The organism is Enterobacter quasiroggenkampii, assembly GCF_043972695.1.
Classification (GTDB): domain Bacteria; phylum Pseudomonadota; class Gammaproteobacteria; order Enterobacterales; family Enterobacteriaceae; genus Enterobacter; species Enterobacter quasiroggenkampii.
On record NZ_CP143745.1, the window covers coordinates 4,316,903 to 4,334,203 of the forward strand.

Annotated in this window: 15 protein-coding genes; 4 read left to right on the top strand and 11 right to left on the bottom strand. The window is 58.0% G+C overall.

Features of this window, described 5'->3' with window-relative positions:
- Positions 1 to 7 precede the first annotated feature (7 nt).
- The 6 genes from ftsB to cysG form a co-directional block, all read right to left on the bottom strand.
- The gene (gene ftsB / locus V1572_RS20590) at positions 8 to 319 is read right to left on the bottom strand and encodes a cell division protein FtsB (protein ID WP_008499609.1); all 312 of its coding nucleotides are present in this window, start codon (positions 317 to 319) and stop codon (positions 8 to 10) included.
- Between the two features lie 166 nt (positions 320 to 485).
- Positions 486 to 812 carry a DUF3561 family protein gene (locus V1572_RS20595; protein ID WP_008499610.1) on the bottom strand — a complete coding sequence of 109 codons (327 nt, stop codon included), beginning with the start codon at positions 810 to 812 and terminating at the stop codon, positions 486 to 488.
- A 58-nt stretch (positions 813 to 870) separates the two neighbouring features.
- Complete coding sequence (gene cysC, locus V1572_RS20600) at positions 871 to 1,476, bottom strand: adenylyl-sulfate kinase (protein WP_021241908.1); 606 nt, start codon at positions 1,474 to 1,476, stop codon at positions 871 to 873.
- Positions 1,476 to 2,900 (bottom strand): sulfate adenylyltransferase subunit CysN, encoded by a 1,425-nt coding sequence (gene cysN, locus V1572_RS20605; RefSeq protein WP_196346627.1) that lies wholly within the window; start codon positions 2,898 to 2,900, stop codon positions 1,476 to 1,478. Before cysN ends, cysC begins: the two co-directional genes overlap by 1 nt.
- A gap of 9 nt (positions 2,901 to 2,909) precedes the next feature.
- Positions 2,910 to 3,818, bottom strand: coding sequence for a sulfate adenylyltransferase subunit CysD (gene cysD / locus V1572_RS20610; protein WP_006811770.1), 909 nt, complete (start codon positions 3,816 to 3,818; stop codon positions 2,910 to 2,912).
- 9 nt (positions 3,819 to 3,827) lie between these two features.
- Positions 3,828 to 5,177 carry a siroheme synthase CysG gene (cysG, locus tag V1572_RS20615; protein ID WP_162270769.1) on the bottom strand — a complete coding sequence of 450 codons (1,350 nt, stop codon included), beginning with the start codon at positions 5,175 to 5,177 and terminating at the stop codon, positions 3,828 to 3,830.
- A gap of 246 nt (positions 5,178 to 5,423) precedes the next feature.
- Between cysG and V1572_RS20620 the strand changes: the two genes are divergently transcribed.
- On the top strand, positions 5,424 to 6,467 hold the full coding sequence (locus tag V1572_RS20620; RefSeq protein ID WP_395299546.1) for an aminopeptidase: 1,044 nt from the start codon (positions 5,424 to 5,426) through the stop codon (positions 6,465 to 6,467).
- 98 nt (positions 6,468 to 6,565) lie between these two features.
- Here the strand turns inward: V1572_RS20620 and cysH are convergent, their stop codons facing one another.
- From cysH to cysJ, 3 genes are read right to left on the bottom strand one after another with little or no spacing between them, the layout of a single operon-like run.
- Entirely contained in the window at positions 6,566 to 7,300 is a 735-nt protein-coding gene (cysH, locus tag V1572_RS20625) for a phosphoadenosine phosphosulfate reductase (protein ID WP_045908483.1), read from the bottom strand.
- 15 nt (positions 7,301 to 7,315) lie between these two features.
- Positions 7,316 to 9,028, bottom strand: a complete 1,713-nt coding sequence (cysI, locus tag V1572_RS20630; protein WP_395299547.1) for an assimilatory sulfite reductase (NADPH) hemoprotein subunit — start codon at positions 9,026 to 9,028, stop codon at positions 7,316 to 7,318.
- A complete protein-coding gene (gene cysJ / locus V1572_RS20635) occupies positions 9,028 to 10,833 on the bottom strand; it encodes an NADPH-dependent assimilatory sulfite reductase flavoprotein subunit (RefSeq protein WP_196346626.1) in 1,806 nt (601 codons plus the stop codon). Before cysJ ends, cysI begins: the two co-directional genes overlap by 1 nt.
- A 306-nt stretch (positions 10,834 to 11,139) precedes the next feature.
- Here cysJ and queD point away from each other — a divergent pair, with 306 nt between their 5' ends.
- Complete coding sequence (gene queD, locus V1572_RS20640) at positions 11,140 to 11,502, top strand: 6-carboxytetrahydropterin synthase QueD (RefSeq protein ID WP_196346625.1); 363 nt, start codon at positions 11,140 to 11,142, stop codon at positions 11,500 to 11,502.
- On the opposite strand, the gene V1572_RS20645 is transcribed toward queD, so the two are convergent.
- Positions 11,487 to 13,835 (bottom strand): helix-turn-helix transcriptional regulator, encoded by a 2,349-nt coding sequence (locus V1572_RS20645; RefSeq protein ID WP_196346624.1) that lies wholly within the window; start codon positions 13,833 to 13,835, stop codon positions 11,487 to 11,489. The two genes, queD and V1572_RS20645, sit on opposite strands and share 16 nt — an antisense overlap.
- Before the next feature lie 171 nt (positions 13,836 to 14,006).
- Between V1572_RS20645 and V1572_RS20650 the strand changes: the two genes are divergently transcribed.
- Together V1572_RS20650 and V1572_RS20655 are read left to right on the top strand one after the other, a co-directional pair.
- On the top strand, positions 14,007 to 15,176 hold the full coding sequence (locus V1572_RS20650) for a M20 aminoacylase family protein (RefSeq protein ID WP_196346623.1): 1,170 nt from the start codon (positions 14,007 to 14,009) through the stop codon (positions 15,174 to 15,176).
- Positions 15,177 to 15,201: 25 nt separating this feature from the next.
- Positions 15,202 to 16,599 (top strand): MFS transporter, encoded by a 1,398-nt coding sequence (locus V1572_RS20655; RefSeq protein ID WP_196346622.1) that lies wholly within the window; start codon positions 15,202 to 15,204, stop codon positions 16,597 to 16,599.
- Positions 16,600 to 16,616: 17 nt separating this feature from the next.
- Here the strand turns inward: V1572_RS20655 and queE are convergent, their stop codons facing one another.
- Positions 16,617 to 17,288: a 7-carboxy-7-deazaguanine synthase QueE gene (gene queE, locus V1572_RS20660; protein WP_021241905.1), complete on the bottom strand. Its 672-nt coding sequence runs from the start codon at positions 17,286 to 17,288 to the stop codon at positions 16,617 to 16,619.
- Positions 17,289 to 17,301: the final 13 nt, after the last annotated feature.

A 17,301-nucleotide genomic window follows, 5' to 3' on the forward strand; every position in this document is an offset into this window, starting at 1 on the left:
GGCCTGATTATCGATTGTTTTGTGCTGAGCCCTGATTGCGTTTAGACGCATCCGGAACCAGACGATAAAAGGTTTCGCCCGGCTTAGTCATACTGAGTTCATTGCGTGCGCGTTCCTCAATCGCCTCTTGCCCGCCATTGAGGTCATCAATTTCAGCGAAGAGTTGATCGTTTCGCGCCTTAAGTTTGGCGTTTGTTGCCTGCTGAGCCGCGACGTCATCGCTCACCCGGCTATAGTCGTGCAGTCCGTTCTTACCGAACCACAGCGAATATTGCAGCCAGATTAGCAAAGCCAGCAACAGCAGCGTTAGTTTACCCATCCTGCCCCCTGAAAAACGGCATCATCATCCCAAGACTTCCCCAGAGCACTACGCCGGGGTAACAGAGATGCCGCAACATCGCGGGCAAATGTACCACATTTTTTCCGCAGAATCGTCCTGCTCAATATCGTTACACAGTTGGTTACGGTTTGAATTATGGCTGAAGTTAGCCCATGAGCCACAAAAATAACAGACCAAACATCAGAACCACCGTCACAATCGTGACCACGGTACTGTAGAGCAGCTTGCCATTGAGCAGCGAGTGCAGCGCAATGCCGACGACAACCGCCACGGGCATCAGCGCCAGAAAGAAAGGCCAGGTGTAGAGAAAGAAGAACAGCGTGTTGCCGCCGTAGATAAGAAACGGGATACCCAGCGCCAGCAACCATGAGACGAAGCCAATGATGGCCCCAGGAAATGACCAGGTCGTTTCGTCGTCGGTCGCAAGCGGCTCCGACCCGGTGGTGGTAATGTAATGTTCACTGTTGCGCATAGCTAGTCCTGTGACCGTGACTCATCGTTCGGGAAGACAGCTCCCGAACGATACCGTCTCAGGATCTGATAATATCGTCCCGTCTGAGCAGGTCTAATAATTGGCTTACTAAATTTGTTACCAATTGTTGACCCTCCAGGTGAATTTCAGGCGATTCAGGCGCTTCGTAGACCGCGTCAATTCCGGTGAAGTTGCGCAGTTCTCCGGCACGCGCTTTTTTGTACAGCCCTTTCGGGTCGCGCGCTTCGCAAACCTCCAGCGGCGTATCCACAAACACTTCAATAAAGCGATCCTGACCGACGCGTTCGCGCACCATCTGGCGCTCGGCGCGGTGCGGAGAGATAAACGCGGTCAGCACCACCAGCCCGGCATCGGCCATCAGGCTGGCGACTTCCCCGACCCGGCGGATGTTCTCTTTGCGGTCGTCGTCGCTGAACCCTAAATCGCTGCACAGGCCATGGCGCACGTTGTCGCCATCCAGCAGGTACGTGCTTACGCCCTGCTGATGCAATGCCTCTTCCAGCGCGCCCGCCACCGTCGATTTACCCGAGCCGGACAGCCCGGTAAACCACAGCACAACCCCACGGTGACCGTGGAGCTGTTCGCGCTGGGCGACGGTGACCGGATGAGGATGCCAGACGACGTTCTCATCATGGGCGGCCATTACTTGCCTCCCAGCAGATCGCGCGCGCCCCAGTGCGGGAAGTGTTTACGCACCAGCGCGTTCAGTTCCAGCTCAAAGGCGCTGAATTCAGAGGCCACGGCAGCCTGTTTAATCGGTTCGCGTACCATACCGGCCCCGACGGTAACGTTGGTCAGCCTGTCGATAAAGATAAGCCCGCCCGTCACCGGGTTCTGCTGATACGGATCCAGCACCAGCGGTTCGTCGAAGGTCAGATCGACCAGACCAATACCGTTCAGCGGCAGCTCGGTAACCTCGCGCTGGGTCAGATTGTTGATGTCCACCTGGAACTGAATACCGTCCACGCGGGCGCGGGTCTTCTTGCCGGCAATTTTGATGTCGTAGCTCTGGCCCGGCGTCAGCGGTTGCTCCGCCATCCACACCACATCCACGGAAGCCCCCTGTACGGCGGCCAGGGTTTCCTGCGCGTCCACCAGCAGATCGCCCCGGCTGATATCAATCTCGTCTTTCAGCACCAGCGTAACCGCTTCACCGGCGCCCGCCTCCTGCAGATCACCGTCGAAGGTGACGATACGGGCGATGGTCGATTCCACGCCGGATGGCAGCACCTTGACGCGCTGACCGACCTTCACGGAGCCTGACGCAAGGGTGCCGGAGAAACCGCGGAAGTCGAGGTTTGGACGGTTGACGTACTGCACCGGGAAGCGCATCGGCTGGGTGTCGACCACGCGCTGGATTTCAACCGTTTCCAGCACTTCCAGCAGCGTCGGGCCGCTGTACCACGGCATGTTCGCGCTCTGGGAGGCGACGTTATCCCCTTCCAGCGCCGAGAGCGGCACAAAGCGGATATCCAGGTTGCCCGGCAGCTGTTCAGCAAAGGTCAGATAGCTCTGGCGGATCTCCTCGAACTTCTCTTCGCTGAAGTTCACCAGATCCATCTTGTTGACCGCCACCACCAGGTGTTTGATCCCCAGCAGCGTGGAGATAAAGCTGTGGCGACGGGTCTGATCCAGCACGCTTTTACGCGCGTCGATCAGCAGGATCGCCAGGTCACAGGTCGACGCGCCGGTCGCCATATTGCGGGTGTACTGTTCGTGCCCCGGGGTGTCGGCGATAATAAATTTGCGCTTCTCGGTAGAGAAATAGCGGTAGGCCACGTCGATAGTGATGCCCTGCTCGCGCTCCGCCTGCAGGCCATCCACCAGCAGCGCCAGATCCAGCTTTTCACCCTGGGTACCGTGACGCTTACTGTCATTATGCAGGGAAGAGAGCTGATCTTCATAAATCTGGCGCGTATCGTGCAGCAGGCGGCCAATCAGGGTACTTTTCCCGTCATCCACGCTGCCGCAGGTCAGAAAACGCAGCAGGCTTTTATGTTGTTGCGCATGCAGATACGCTTCCACACCGCCTTCTTTGGCAATTTGTTGAGCAATAGTGGTGTTCATGGCGGCTCCTTAGAAATAACCCTGACGTTTCTTCAGCTCCATGGAGCCTGCCTGGTCGCGGTCAATCACGCGCCCCTGTCGCTCGCTGGTGGTCGACACCAGCATCTCTTCGATGATCTCCGGCAGCGTCTGCGCACTGGACTCCACCGCGCCGGTCAGCGGCCAGCAGCCGAGGGTGCGGAAACGGACCATCTGTTTTTTGATCACTTCGCCCGGCTGCAGGTCGATGCGATCGTCATCGATCATCATCAGCATGCCGTCGCGCTCCAGCACCGGGCGCTCGGCGGCCAGGTACAGCGGAACGATTTCGATGTTTTCCAGATAGATGTACTGCCAGATATCCAGCTCGGTCCAGTTGGAGAGCGGGAAGACGCGGATGCTTTCGCCCTTGTTAATCTGGCCGTTGTAGTTGTGCCACAGCTCCGGACGCTGGTTTTTGGGGTCCCAGCGGTGGAAGCGATCGCGGAAGGAGTAGATACGCTCTTTAGCGCGTGATTTCTCTTCGTCACGACGCGCGCCGCCGAAGGCCGCATCAAAACCGTATTTGTTCAGCGCCTGCTTCAACCCTTCGGTTTTCATGATATCGGTGTGTTTGGCGCTGCCGTGCACGAACGGGTTAATGCCCATCGCCACCCCTTCCGGGTTTTTATGCACCAGCAGTTCGCAGCCGTAGGCTTTCGCGGTACGATCGCGGAACTCGTACATCTCGCGGAATTTCCAGCCGGTATCCACGTGCAGCAGCGGGAACGGCAGCGTACCTGGATAAAACGCTTTACGCGCCAGATGCAGCATGACGCTGGAATCTTTACCGATGGAGTACATCATCACCGGGTTAGAAAACTCGGCGGCCACTTCGCGGATAATATGGATACTTTCCGCTTCGAGCTGCCGCAGGTGTGTAAGACGTTTTTGGTCCATAACCGTTCCTTAAGCCAAATTTACAACAGAAGAACCAAAGCCTTCTGTATCGGTTGTGTGCTGAAACCAGGCGAGCGTGCTGTGCAGCTGCACCACTTCCCCTACCACGATCAGGGCGGGCATAGGGGCGTCTTTCGCCAGGGTTGCAAGATGTTCCAGGGTGCCCGTCGCAACGTGCTGATCGACGCGCGTGCCGCGAGAAATGACGGCAACGGGCGTCGTCGCCTCGCGACCGTGCTGAATTAGCTGTTCGCTGATGTCCGCCGCCTTCATCGTGCCCATGTATATCGCCAGCGTCTGGCGGCTCTGGGCGAGATGCGACCAGTCAAACGGCGTGCTGTCCGCCTTATAGTGGCCGGTCACAAAGGTGACGCTCTGGGCGTAATCGCGGTGGGTCAACGGGATACCGGCGTAAGCCGTCACCGCAGAGGCCGCCGTGATGCCGGGCACCACCTGGAACGGTATGCCCGCCTCGGCCGCCGCCTGCAGCTCTTCGCCGCCGCGACCGAAGATAAACGGATCGCCCCCCTTCAGGCGCACCACGGTTTTGCCCGCTTTGGCGGCGTCAACCAGCATCTGGTTGGTGTCGTGCTGCGGCACAGAGTGCTCGCCAGCCCGTTTGCCCACGCAGATTTGCTCCGCGTCACGACGGATCAGCTCGCGCACGCCGTCGGTGACCAGATGGTCGTAGAACACCACGTCCGCGTCCTGCAGCACCTGCAGGCCGCGCAGCGTCAGAAGCCCGGCATCGCCCGGCCCCGCGCCCACCAGGATGATCTCCCCGCCGGTGCTGCCGGGGTTATCCAGTTCGTCTTCAAGAATTTTCTGCGCCGCTGTCTCATTACCGGCATGCATCAGGCTGGCAAAGCGGCCGCGAAACACGCGCTCCCAGAAGCGACGGCGTTCCGTCACGCTGGTCAGGCGGGTTTTCAGATGGTTGCGCCAGTAGCTGGCTTTCTCCGCCATCCGCCCGAGGCTGGTCGGCAGCAGCGCTTCGATTTTTTCCCGCAGCACGCGTGCCAGCACCGGCGCGGTCCCGCCGGAGGAGATCGCCACCAGCAGCGGCGAGCGGTCAACGATCGACGGGAAAATAAACGAGCATAAAGGCTGGTCGTCCACCACGTTCACCAGGCGGTAACGGGCCTGAGCGGCGTCGGAGATCCGCCGGTTGAGGTCACGATCTTCGGTCGCCGCAATCACCAGCACGACGCTGTCGATTTGTGACTCGTGAAAATCTGCCTCTGCAACGACCTGCACCTGCGCCCCTGCACGCTGCAGAAACGCAATTTTGCGATCGGCGATTTCACCCGTGCCAACAACCAGCACCGGTTTCTCTTTAATCGCAGCAAATAAGGGCAGATAGTCCACAAGCAACAACTCACTAACAACGAGGAATAGAGGGACTATAGGGGGCGGCTTAGACCGAATGAAATTACGAATTGGAATGAGTAGTTACTCAATGGAATAACGCGATGAAAATGCTAATACCAAAAAGTGCTTAACACGCGATATTTCGGGCATTTAAGAGCAATTCAAATTGTGTATGGGCGATCACAGTTTCATACTAGGCGGGTGACTATTTTGCTCTGTTTTTAAGGACTCACTATGTTTTCCGCAACGCGCCACCGTATTGCTGCCCTGGCGCTCGGCGTTTGCTTTATTCTTCCCGCTCAGGCAAAAAACCAACCTTATGGTGAAATCGCCAATATGCAGGCGCGGCATATTGCCACCGTTTTCCCCGGTCGCATGACCGGATCGCCTGCGGAAATGCTCTCTGCAGACTATCTTCGCCAGCAGTTTGCCGACATGGGTTATCAGAGCGATATCCGGTCGTTTCACAGCCGCTACGTCTATACCTCACGAAATAAAACGAAAAACTGGCATAACGTGACCGGCAGTACGGTGATTGCGGCCCACGAAGGCACCGCAAAAGAGCAAATTATTATTATGGCGCACCTTGATACCTACGCCCCGATGAGTGACGCCGATACGGATAATAATCTTGGCGGGCTGACGCTGCAGGGCATGGACGACAATGCCGCAGGCCTCGGCGTGATGCTCGAACTGGCCGAGCGGATGAAAGATATTCCCACCCAATATGGCATTCGTTTTGTTGCCACCAGCGGTGAAGAAGAGGGCAAACTCGGCGCTGAGAATCTCCTTAAGCGCATGAGCGCTGAGGAGAAGAAAAATACGCTGCTGGTGATTAACCTCGACAACCTGATCGTCGGCGACAAGCTCTATTTCAACAGCGGGCAGAGTACGCCGGGTACCGTGCGGAAACTGACGCGCGACCGGGCCCTGGCGATAGCCCGCAGCCATGGTGTTTATGCCACCAGCAACCCTGGCGGTAACCCGGATTATCCGCGAGGCACAGGCTGCTGCAACGACGGGGAAGTGTTCGATAAGGCGGACATTCCGGTGCTGTACGTGGAAGCGACAAACTGGGCGCTGGGCAAAAAAGATGGCTACCAGCAGCGGGCTAAATCGAAGGCCTTCCCGGATGGGACGAGCTGGCACAACGTGATGCTGGACAATCAGCAGCACATCGATCGCGCGCTGCCGCAGCGGATTGAGCACCGCAGTCGTGATGTGGTGAAGGTGATGCTGCCGCTGGTGAAGGAACTGGCGAAAGCGGGGAAAGCCTGAGGCCGTTAAGCCCGGTGGCGGCTACGCCTTACCGGGCCTACATCTGGAACGAGCCTTTGTAGGCCCGGTAAGCGCAGCGCCACCGGGCAAAAAGGTTATCACCCTTCGTGCAACCCGCACTCGCGCTTCAGCCCGAAGAATCGCGTCTCTTCTTCCGCCATTCCCGGTTCCCACTTACGCGTGGTGTGGGTATCGCCCACCGACAGATAGCCCTGGTCCCACAGCGGATGGTATTTCAGCCCGTGCTTTTGCAGGTACTGATACACCGTCCGGTTATCCCAGTCGATAATCGGCAGCACTTTAAAGACCCCGCGCTGGACCGCCAGCACCGGTAAGGTTGCCCGGCTGCCGGACTGCTCGCGGCGCAGACCCGCAAACCACGTCTGCGCATTAAGCTCTTTCAGCGCCCGGTTCATCGGCTCAACTTTGTTAATCTCATTGTATTTCTCAATGCCCTCAACGCCCTGCTCCCACAGCTTGCCGTAGCGCGCCTCCTGCCAGGCCGCGCTCTCCGTCGCGCGGTAAACTTTGAGGTTCAGTCCGAGCTTGTCCGTCAGCTCGTCAATGAACTGGTAGGTTTCCGGGAACAGGTAGCCGGTGTCGGTGAGGATCACCGGAATGTCCGGACGGATCTGATTCACCAGATGCAGGCTGACCGCCGCCTGAATACCAAAGCTCGACGAGAGCACATACTCTCCCGGCAGGTTTTCCAGCGCCCACGCCACGCGCCCTTCGGCGTCCAGCTTTTCAAGATGGGCATTGGTTTCTGCCAGCGCCAGAATGCGTTCGACTTTTGGCAGGTCATTAAGGGCGTTTAGATCGAGTACGGACATAATTACCTCTCGTGTTTACTCCCAGAAATCCCTGGCGGGATCGAGCACCGGGCGAATGATGCCCGCACGCACCGTAAAGTCGCCGAAGCCTTCACCCGCTTCGCGCTCTTTCGCCCAGCGCCCGACAAGCTCGTCGATGGAATCAAGAATTTCCGGCTCGGTGATGTTCTCGCGGAACATACGCGGGATGCGCGTACCGATTCGGTTACCGCCCAGGTGCAGGTTGTAACGACCCGGCGCTTTCCCCACCAGTCCGAGCTCGGCCAGCATCGCGCGACCGCAGCCGTTCGGACACCCGGTGACGCGCATAACAATATGCTCGTCCGGAATGCCGTGTTTTTCCAGAATCGCTTCCACTTTATCGGTAAACGACGGCAGGAAACGTTCCGCTTCCGCCATCGCCAGCGGGCAGGTCGGGAACGACACGCAGGCCATTGAGTTTTCGCGCTGCGGCTTCACCGCATCCATCAACCCATGTTCGCGCGCCAGCTTCTCGATCTTCGCCTTCTGGCTTTCCGGCACGCCGGCAATGATCAGGTTCTGGTTAGCAGTAATGCGGAACTCGCCCTTATGGATCTTCGCAATTTCCAGCAGACCGGTTTTCAGCGGACGCCCCGGATAATCCAGAATACGGCCGTTTTCGATAAACAGCGTCAGGTGCCATTTATTGTCGATACCCTTCACCCAGCCAATGCGATCGCCGCGACCGGTGAATTCGTAAGGGCGGATCGGCTCAAACTTGATGCCCGCGCGACGCTCCACTTCCGCTTTGAACGTCTCCACGCTCACGCGCTCCAGGGTGTATTTGGTTTTCGCGTTTTTACGGTCGGTACGGTTACCCCAGTCGCGCTGGGTCGTCACCACCGCTTCCGCCACGGCCAGCGTATGCTCCAGCGGCAGGAAGCCGAACTCGCTGGCGGTACGGGCGTAGGTTTTCTTGTTACCGTGTTCGATGGACAGGCCGCCGCCGACCAGCAGGTTAAAGCCCACCAGCTTGCCGTTTTCGGCAATCGCCACGAAGTTCATGTCGTTGGCGTGCAGGTCGATATCGTTCTGCGGCGGGATCACCACCGTAGTTTTAAACTTACGCGGCAGGTAGGTCTGACCGAGGATCGGCTCTTCGTCGGTGGTCGCGACTTTTTCTTGATCGAGCCAGATCTCTGCATAGGCGCGCGTGCGCGGCAGGAGGTGCTCGGAGATCTTCTTCGCCCACTCGTACGCTTCGGCGTGCAGCTCGGACTCATACGGATTCGAGGTGCAGAGCACGTTACGGTTCATGTCGTTGGCGGTCGCCAGCGCGTCCAGCCCAACGGAGTGCAGCATCTGGTGCACCGGCTTGACGTTCTTCTTCAGAATGCCGTGGAACTGGAAGGTCTGACGGTTAGTCAGACGGATGCTGCCGTAGATCGTGTTTTCACCGGCAAACTTGTCGATCGCCTGCCACTGTTTGGTGGTAATCACCCCACCCGGCAGACGGCAGCGCAGCAGCATCGCGTGACGCGGCTCCAGCTTCTGCTCTGCACGCTCGGCGCGGATGTCGCGGTCGTCCTGCTGGTACATGCCGTGGAAACGGATCAGCAGGAAGTTGTCGCCTTTGAAACCGCCGGTGAGACCGTCATTCAGATCTTCAGCAATGGTGCCACGCAGATAGTTGCTTTCCAGCTTCATGCGCTCGGCGTCTGTCAGTTTACCTTCGACCACCAGTGGCCCTGGATGTTTTTCGCTCATTAGTAGACATCTCGCTGATAACGGCGCTCAACGCGCAGCTCACTTAAAAATTCGTCCGCCGCTTCGGCATCCATACCGCCGAATTCGGCAATCACTTCCAGCAAAGTCTGCTCAACGTCTTTCGCCATGCGATTGGCGTCGCCGCAGACATAAATGTGGGCACCGTCATTGATCCAGCGCCACAACTCTGCGCCCTGTTCGCGCAGTTTGTCTTGTACGTATACTTTTTCTTTCTGGTCGCGAGACCAGGCCAGATCGATGCGGGTCAGTACGCCTTCTTTCACATAGCGCTGCCACTCGACCTGGTAGAGGAAATCTTCGGTAAAGTGCGGATTGCCAAAGAACAGCCAGTTTTTACCCGGCGCGCCGTCTGCCGCGCGCTGCTGCATGAAGGCACGGAACGGCGCAATGCCGGTGCCCGGGCCAATCATAATGACCGGCGTTTCCGGGTTTGCCGGCAGGCGGAAGTTATCGTTGTGCTCGATAAAGACGCGCACTTCGCCCTCTTCGTCCACGCGATCCGCCAGGAAGCCTGATGCCCCACCCGTGCGGGTGCGGCCTTCGATATCGTAACGCACCACGCCGACGGTAATATGCACTTCACTCTCTACCTCGGCCTGGGAAGAGGCGATGGAGTATAGGCGCGGAGTGAGCGGACGCAGCAGGCCGATCAGCGCATCGGCGTCCAGCTGAGCCGGAGAGAAGCGCACCATATCGACAATCGGCGTCGTCGCGGCGTAATGCTGCAGCTTCGCCTTGTCGCCCACCAGCGGCAGCAGGGATTCGCTGCGCGTCAAGGTGGCATAATTTTCGACGATATTCGGGGTGTTCACCGTCAGCTCAAAATGCCACTGCAACGCTTCAGAAAGCGGCTGCGTTTTACCGTCAACGGTGACAGGCTCGTCGCCTTTCAGCCACAGCAGCTCAACCAGCTCTTTCACCAGCGCCGGATCGTTCTGATACCAGACGCCCAGCGCATCGCCAGGCTGATAGCGCAGGCCCGAGTCGCCCAGATCGATTTCGATATGGCGCACATCTTTTTCTGAATCGCGGCCGGTAATTTTCTGGTTCACCGACAGGCTCGCCGTCAGCGGCGCCTCTTTGGTGTACGGGCTGGTGTGGATGTCGTTAACAGCACCCGTCGCGGTGAACGCGGCCTGCGCCGACGTCTCTTTCGGCACGCGCGCTTTTAGCACCTCAACGATGCGGGCGCGCCATTCGGCGGCGGCGGCCTGGTATTCGACATCCGCGTCAACGCGGTCCAGCAGGCGCTCCGCGCCCAGCTCCGCCAGCTTGCTGTCGAAGTCTTTGCCGGACTGGCAGAAGAATTCATAGGAGGTATCGCCCAGGCCAAAGACGGCAAACGCCGTGCCATCCAGCTTCGGCGCTTTTTTCGAGAACAGGAACTTATGCAGCGCCACCGCTTCTTCAGCGGGTTCACCTTCACCCTGCGTAGAGGCAACCACCACCAGCAGTTTTTCCGACGCGATTTGCTTAAATTTGTAATCTCCGGCGTTGACTAGGTTCACATTCAGTTTCGCGGCCAGCAGGTCGTCGCGCAGCGCTTCGGCCACGCGGCGGGCATTGCCCGTCTGCGAGGCGGAAATCAGGGTAATGGCCGGAATTTCAACGGCCGTGGCCGGAGCACCCGCCACAGCGCCAGGCTGTTGATTGAGCATTCCCCAGAAATAACCGGAGACCCAGGCAAGCTGAGTGGGAGAAAAATCAGAGGTGGCAGCCTGAAGGCGCGCCAGTTGCTCCGGGTTCAGGGGAAGCAAATTTGAAGGTGGGGCCTGTGTTGTCATGCGTCGTTATGTTCCAGTAGCCAAGCGGACTTTAAGCGAATAAATCCAAACTGAAGATAAGGTTAACGGCGAGGATAATAACAATTAAAGAAGGGATGGAAATAATAAATAACCAAATGGACTAACCTGTTTTGGTTGTCATGCTTAGCGATAAAACCGATTAAATAACCTTATGAAATAAAAGAACAAATAGCAATAAACACCCTGAATACGAGGCGGTTGCCGCTCAGAGCCGTTTTAGTTAATGCTAAAAATTGTGCTTTCCGGTACTATGCGGCGGTTTTTTCCGCATTACTGAGAGCGATCATGTCCACCACACTGTTTAAAGATTTCACCTTCGAAGCCGCCCACCACCTTCCGCATGTCCCTGAAGGGCATAAATGTGGCCGTCTGCACGGGCATTCGTTCATGGTGCGTCTTGAGATCACCGGTGAAGTTGATCCGCATACCGGTTGGATCATGGATTTTGCCGAGCTGAAGGCGGCGTTTAAGCCGACCTACGATCGTCTGGATCACTACTACCTGAATGAGATCCCGGGCCTCGAAAACCCAACCAGCGAAGTGCTGGCAAAATGGATTTGGGATCAGATGAAACCGCAGGTACCGCTGCTGAGCGCGGTGATGATCAAAGAGACCTGCACCGCGGGCTGCATCTATCGCGGGGAGTGATCGTCCTCATCCTCGCAGGCGTTTAACGGCGTGAGTTCATAAAGAACGAGCGCGTTACTTTCCAGCGACTCCGTGATTTGCCAGCCGTCATAAAGCCGTTCATCGTGTACGGAAAGCGTTGGACGCGCTTTATGCGCAATCCAGTTCCACATCTCTTCGTCAGGCCCGCTTTCGCTTCGAACGCCTTCCAGCAGCGGGTAAAGCGCGCCGTTATGACGATCGAACAGATGGCGCTTGATGCGCCATCTCCCGCACGCTCCCTGCAGCTGCAGGTGGTGGTGGTGCTGAAAACGCTGAATAAAGGCCTCTTCACTCGACAACAGCGGATTGAATACCACCACGTTGCGCAGCAGCAGTTGGTAGCCACCTTCATGACGCAGCAGTAGCACGCTCTTGTCGTTAACGAGCACCTCTCCCCGCAGACGCTGCCACAGCCAGAGTACCCAATAGATGGGCCGTGGAAGGCCGTGATTATATTGAAGCGCAAGGCTCGATGTATCGAGGGTGTTGTTCGCCCTCGCTTCTCCCTGTAAACCAGAATTCAGCCAGAATCCCGCCAGCCAGACCTGTTCTGAAAGCCCGAGCAGGTTTTGCATCAGCAGCGCGCCGCGGAAAAACCAGCCGTTGGTCGCCCGCGTGTTGCCGGTAAGGGTATTCCATGAGAGTAACCATACCGGCAGCGTCCGCTGCCGCTGGCGAAGGGTGGCGAGGATCTGGCGGACCTTTAGCACAGGGTAATTTTCAGACGAGGAAAGATGCGCGGGATCCAGCTGCGCCAGATCGAGCAGCTCATTGGCATCGGCCGGACACGCGAGGAAATCAGCCTGGTTCAGGATAGCTGACTGGAACAGCGCGTCACCGCCAGGCCCGGTTCCCGCGGGTAAGAAACGATGCCATACGCCAAACTTCGCCTGCGGAAGGTACGACTTGAGCACCGCTCGCTGCGTGTGCCAGGCGTGCTCCTGCGTTTCCGCGTTGGCCTGAGAAGACCAGTGCATCACCGCGTGCCAGCCTGCGGTGACGTCGGGCGAAAAACGGTTAACCGATAGCTGCAAAAAACGCGTCAGCAGATCGCATCGGGTGGTGACGCCCGTGTGCAGCAGCACTGTCCAGCCCTTTTTGGCCACCCAGCTGAACACCTGCTGCAGATTGTACCAGCAGGCGTAGCCGGCCATCTCGGGATCGTCCCACCCCGTGGCGAACAGACGGCTGCTGAGAAAAGGTTCCGCGATATCAATACCCTCAATGGGGATCGCTTCATGAAGCGCCTCCAGATGCTGGCGAACATCCTCCCGCAGCAAATCGTCGAGCTCACGCAGGGTCACGACAAGCCGCGTGCGGCGCAGCGAAGCCGAGATCGGGTGAAGCTGCGCCAGATTCAGGATCCGCTCCTGACGCGGCGCGTGGGCGAGCGGAGGGGGTTCCCAGCCGTGCGCCTCAGCGCCGTTAAGCAGGCCGAAAAGCGTATCCACCGCAACGGGAAAGCGCTGCTCGTCCGCGCTCGCCCGCAGGCGGGACGCCTCTGGGCGATGGCGCCCGGCCTTGCGAAACTCGCCCGGAGACATGTTGTGATACCGCCGGAAGCGATCGGTCATTATGCGCGTGCTGGCAAACCCGTGCTCCAGCGCAATCTGATGCAGAGGACGGCTGGTGAGACGCAGGGCGTCAGCCGCTTTTTCCAGCCGCAGGGCGGTGATGTACTGCATAAAACTGACTCCCGTCTCTTTTCGAAAGAGACGGGAGAGCCACGCTTCTGAGACGAACTCACTCTCTGCGATTTCGGCCAGCGTAATGCGGCGGGTGTAGCTGGCGTCGATCCGCTCCAGGACACGGGCGATGCGCTTGCTTACGTTCGCGTGCTGGTGCCGGGGTTTCTGGCGGGTGGGCTGCTGAAAGCGACCGGTTAGCAGCAACAGGATCTCGCTCAGCCAGCGATTCGCCTCCAGCCGATAGCGGCGCGGATCGTTCACCAGCGTCACCACCAGAAGCTGGCGCAGCAGGTGCCGAAGCGCGTCGCACTGCGGCAAGCTCGCGCCGGGCTCCGCCGGAATCGCATAGTCATGGGCAAAAAAGTCTTCGTACAGCTGGATGACCCAGCCCCCGGAGAGGGTGACACGCAGGGTGACGTTAGCGCTCCGGCTGCTGAACCGCCAGCGCTGATGGCGGTTTATTATCGCAAGATCGTTTGTCTGCATCGTTTCTGGCCCCGCGTCGGCGTGCAACTCCCCCTCACCCTCCAGCACCCAGAGTATCGTCAGCGAATCACCTTCATCCTGCGCATAGCGTCGGATGTCCTCAACGGTTACCGCAAACTCACTTTTACGCTGCTTCATTTGCTGCTCCTGCCAGGACAAATAATGACATCCTCTTTTTTGTCATAACTGAATCGTATGAAAAACAATCAGAAAAAAGGCGTCGATTCACAACAAAAAAGGGCGTTTTCCGGCAATGCGATCGACATAAACTCGAAACTAACACCATTTGGCAGGAAAAGGATAACAAAAATGACACATCCAATTGTTGAAGCGCTGCGAGGCTCCGAGGCTCAGTTCACTGAATTACGACGCGAGTTTCACCGGCATCCCGAAATCGGCTTCGAGGAGCATAAAACCAGCGACCGCGTCGCGGCACTCCTGAAGCAATGGGGCTATGAGGTCCATCGGGGAATGGCCAAAACCGGCGTGGTCGGCACCCTGAAGGTGGGCAACGGCAGCAAACGTCTGGGCCTGCGCGCCGACATGGACGCACTGCCGATGCAGGAAAATAGCGGCAAAGCGTGGAGCAGCACGGTTGAAGGTAAATTTCACGGCTGCGGACACGATGGGCACACCACTACCCTGCTTTATGCCGCAGAGTATCTGGCCCGTACCCGCAACTTTAGCGGCACGCTGCATCTGATTTTTCAGCCAGCCGAAGAACTGCTGTATGGCGGGCGCGTCATGGTTGAAGACGGCCTGTTTGAACAATTCCCCTGCGACCATATTTTTGGCCTGCATAACATGCCCTCCCAGCCGCTTGGGAAAATTGGCCTGCGCGATGGCGCCATGATGGCCTCCTCTGACACCATTCATATTGAAGTGAACGGCGTAGGGGGACACGGCGCCGTTCCGGAACACACCGTTGATGCTACGCTGGTTGCCTGTCACATCACCCTCGCCCTGCAGTCGATTGTGTCGAGGAATATCACTCCATTCCAGCCGGTCGTCGTGACCGTGGGCAGCATCCAGGCGGGACATGCCCCGAATATTATCAACGATAAGGTATTAATGAAGCTGACCGTGCGCACGCTGGATGAAGCGGTGCGTCAAACCGTCCTGCAGCGGATCCACGACATTGCCGTGGCGCAGGCTGAGAGCTTCAACGCCACGGCCACGATTCGTCACGTGAATGGCAGCCCGGTGCTGCGCAATAGCCCGCAGGCCAATGACATGGTGCGCACGGTGGCGACTGACCTGTTCGGTCAGGATGCCGTTGCATCGGTCAATGCGTTTATGGGAAGCGAGGATTTTGCGTTCATGCTCGAAAAAAATCCTCAAGGCTGCTACTTCACTCTCGGTGCCGGAGATGAGCCGGATCGCTGTATGGTGCATAACCCAGGCTACGACTTTAACGACAAGCTCCTGCTGACCGGGGCGGCGCTCTGGACTGCGTTAACCGAACACTATCTGCGCTGATTCGCGCCAATCTGAGGGCTGCACGATGAGTACCGTTCCACTGACAGACACAACGTCCTACGCAGGTAACGATCGGCTGCTGGCCGGTATTGTGATGAGCGTCCTGACATTCTGGTTATTTGCGCAGTCTGTGATTAACGTTGTGCCGGCAATGAAAAACAGCCTCGCAATCTCTCTTGAAACCCTTACGCTGGCGGTCAGCCTCAGTGCGCTATTCAGCGGCTGTTTTGTCGTTGCCTGCGGGGGATTTGCCGATAAGTTTGGCCGCGTGCGCATGACGTACATTGGCCTGATGCTGAGCATCATCGGCAGTGCCTTACTCTTCGTATCGTGGGAGCCCGTTCTGTTTTTGCTGGGGAGAGCGATACAAGGTCTGTCAGCGGCCTGCATCATGCCCGCCACGCTGGCGCTGATTAAAACCTGGTATCAAGGCAACGCTCGCCAGCGGGCAATCAGCTTTTGGGTCATCGGCTCATGGGGCGGCAGCGGCCTGAGCTCATTTGTCGGCGGTGCCATCGCCACCACGCTCGGCTGGCGCTGGATCTTTATTTTTTCCATGCTGGTGGCGGCGGTGGCACTCCTGCTGATTCGCGGTACCCCGGAAAGCCGAAGCGACGGCGCACGTCGCCATAAGCTGGATACTAGCGGCCTGGTGAGTTTTGTCCTTATGCTGGTGCTGCTGAATCTGTTTATCAGCAAAGGACACGGTTGGGGCTGGAGCAGCGGCCTGTCATTGCTGGTTCTGGGTAGCGCCGCGCTGGCAGCGGCCTGTTTCGTGCTCACCGGGCGACGCAAGGGTGATGCGGCGCTGATTGATTTTGCCCTGTTTAAAAACCGAGCCTACAGCGCCTCGGTATTCTCTAACTTTTTGCTCAACGGCTGCATTGGTACCATGATGATTGCCAGCATCTGGCTGCAACAAGGCCACCGTCTGTCACCACTGCAAACCGGCATGATGACGTTGGGGTATCTGATTACCGTGCTGGCGATGATCCGGGTGGGGGAAAAGCTGCTTCAGCGCTACGGCGCGCGCCTGCCGATGATGACCGGGCCGCTGCTGACCGCAACGGGCATCACGCTTATCTCCTGCACGTTTTTAAGCAAGGAGATCTACATCATCACCGTCTTTCTCAGTAACATTTTATTTGGGCTGGGGCTGGGATGTTACGCTACGCCGTCAACGGATACGGCGGTTATGAACGCGCCAGAAAACAAAGTCGGGGTGGCCTCTGGAGTGTACAAAATGGGCAGTTCGCTGGGGGGAGCGATGGGGATCGCGGTTACCGCGTCGCTCTATGCGCTGCTGCTGCCGCTGGGCATGGCCAGCGCCGCACAGTATGCGCTTCTTTTTAACAGCGCGATGTGTCTCGCTTCGGTGGGAGTGACCTGGGCGTTACTCCCTTCAGGTCGGGCCCCACGATAGGCGGGGCCACGAAAGGGTCAGGCAATATTCAGATATTTGTGCGTCTGCATCGACAGGCGCCAGTTGCGCGCAATACAGGTTTCAATGCACAGGCGCGTTGCATCGTCTTTCTGGCTGATAGGCTGCAGGGCAATCACCCGCTGCTTTTCATCCGTCAGGGTGGCCAGCAGTTCATCCAGCGCTTCGATATCACGCACGCGCCCTACCGGGTGCTTAATCTCATCCGCGCGCTCCAGCGCCTGAGACAGCACGTCGTACCCGCCGCGCATATTCACTTTTGGCGATACCGTCACCCAGGTGGTGTGCGAGCAACGCACTTCATGGGTGCCGCTGGTTTCGATCTGGCAGCTGTAGCCGTTCTTTTCGAGCAGCTCGGTCAGCGGGGTCAGATCGTGGATGCAGGGTTCACCGCCGGTGATCACGACGTGACGGGCCGTCCAGCCCTGACGGCCAATAATGGCCAGCAGATCTTCGGCACTGCCCGCGCCCCACTTATCGCTCTCTTTGGTTTTCGCCAGAATGCTAAACAGCGACACTTCCCGATCTGCGAGCTTATCCCACGTATGTTTGGTGTCACACCAGGCACAGCCAACCGGGCATCCCTGTAAACGAATGAAAATAGCGGGAACGCCGGTAAAGTAACCCTCGCCTTGCAGGGTCTGGAACATCTCGTTAATCGGGTACTGCATAGTCATCTCAGTA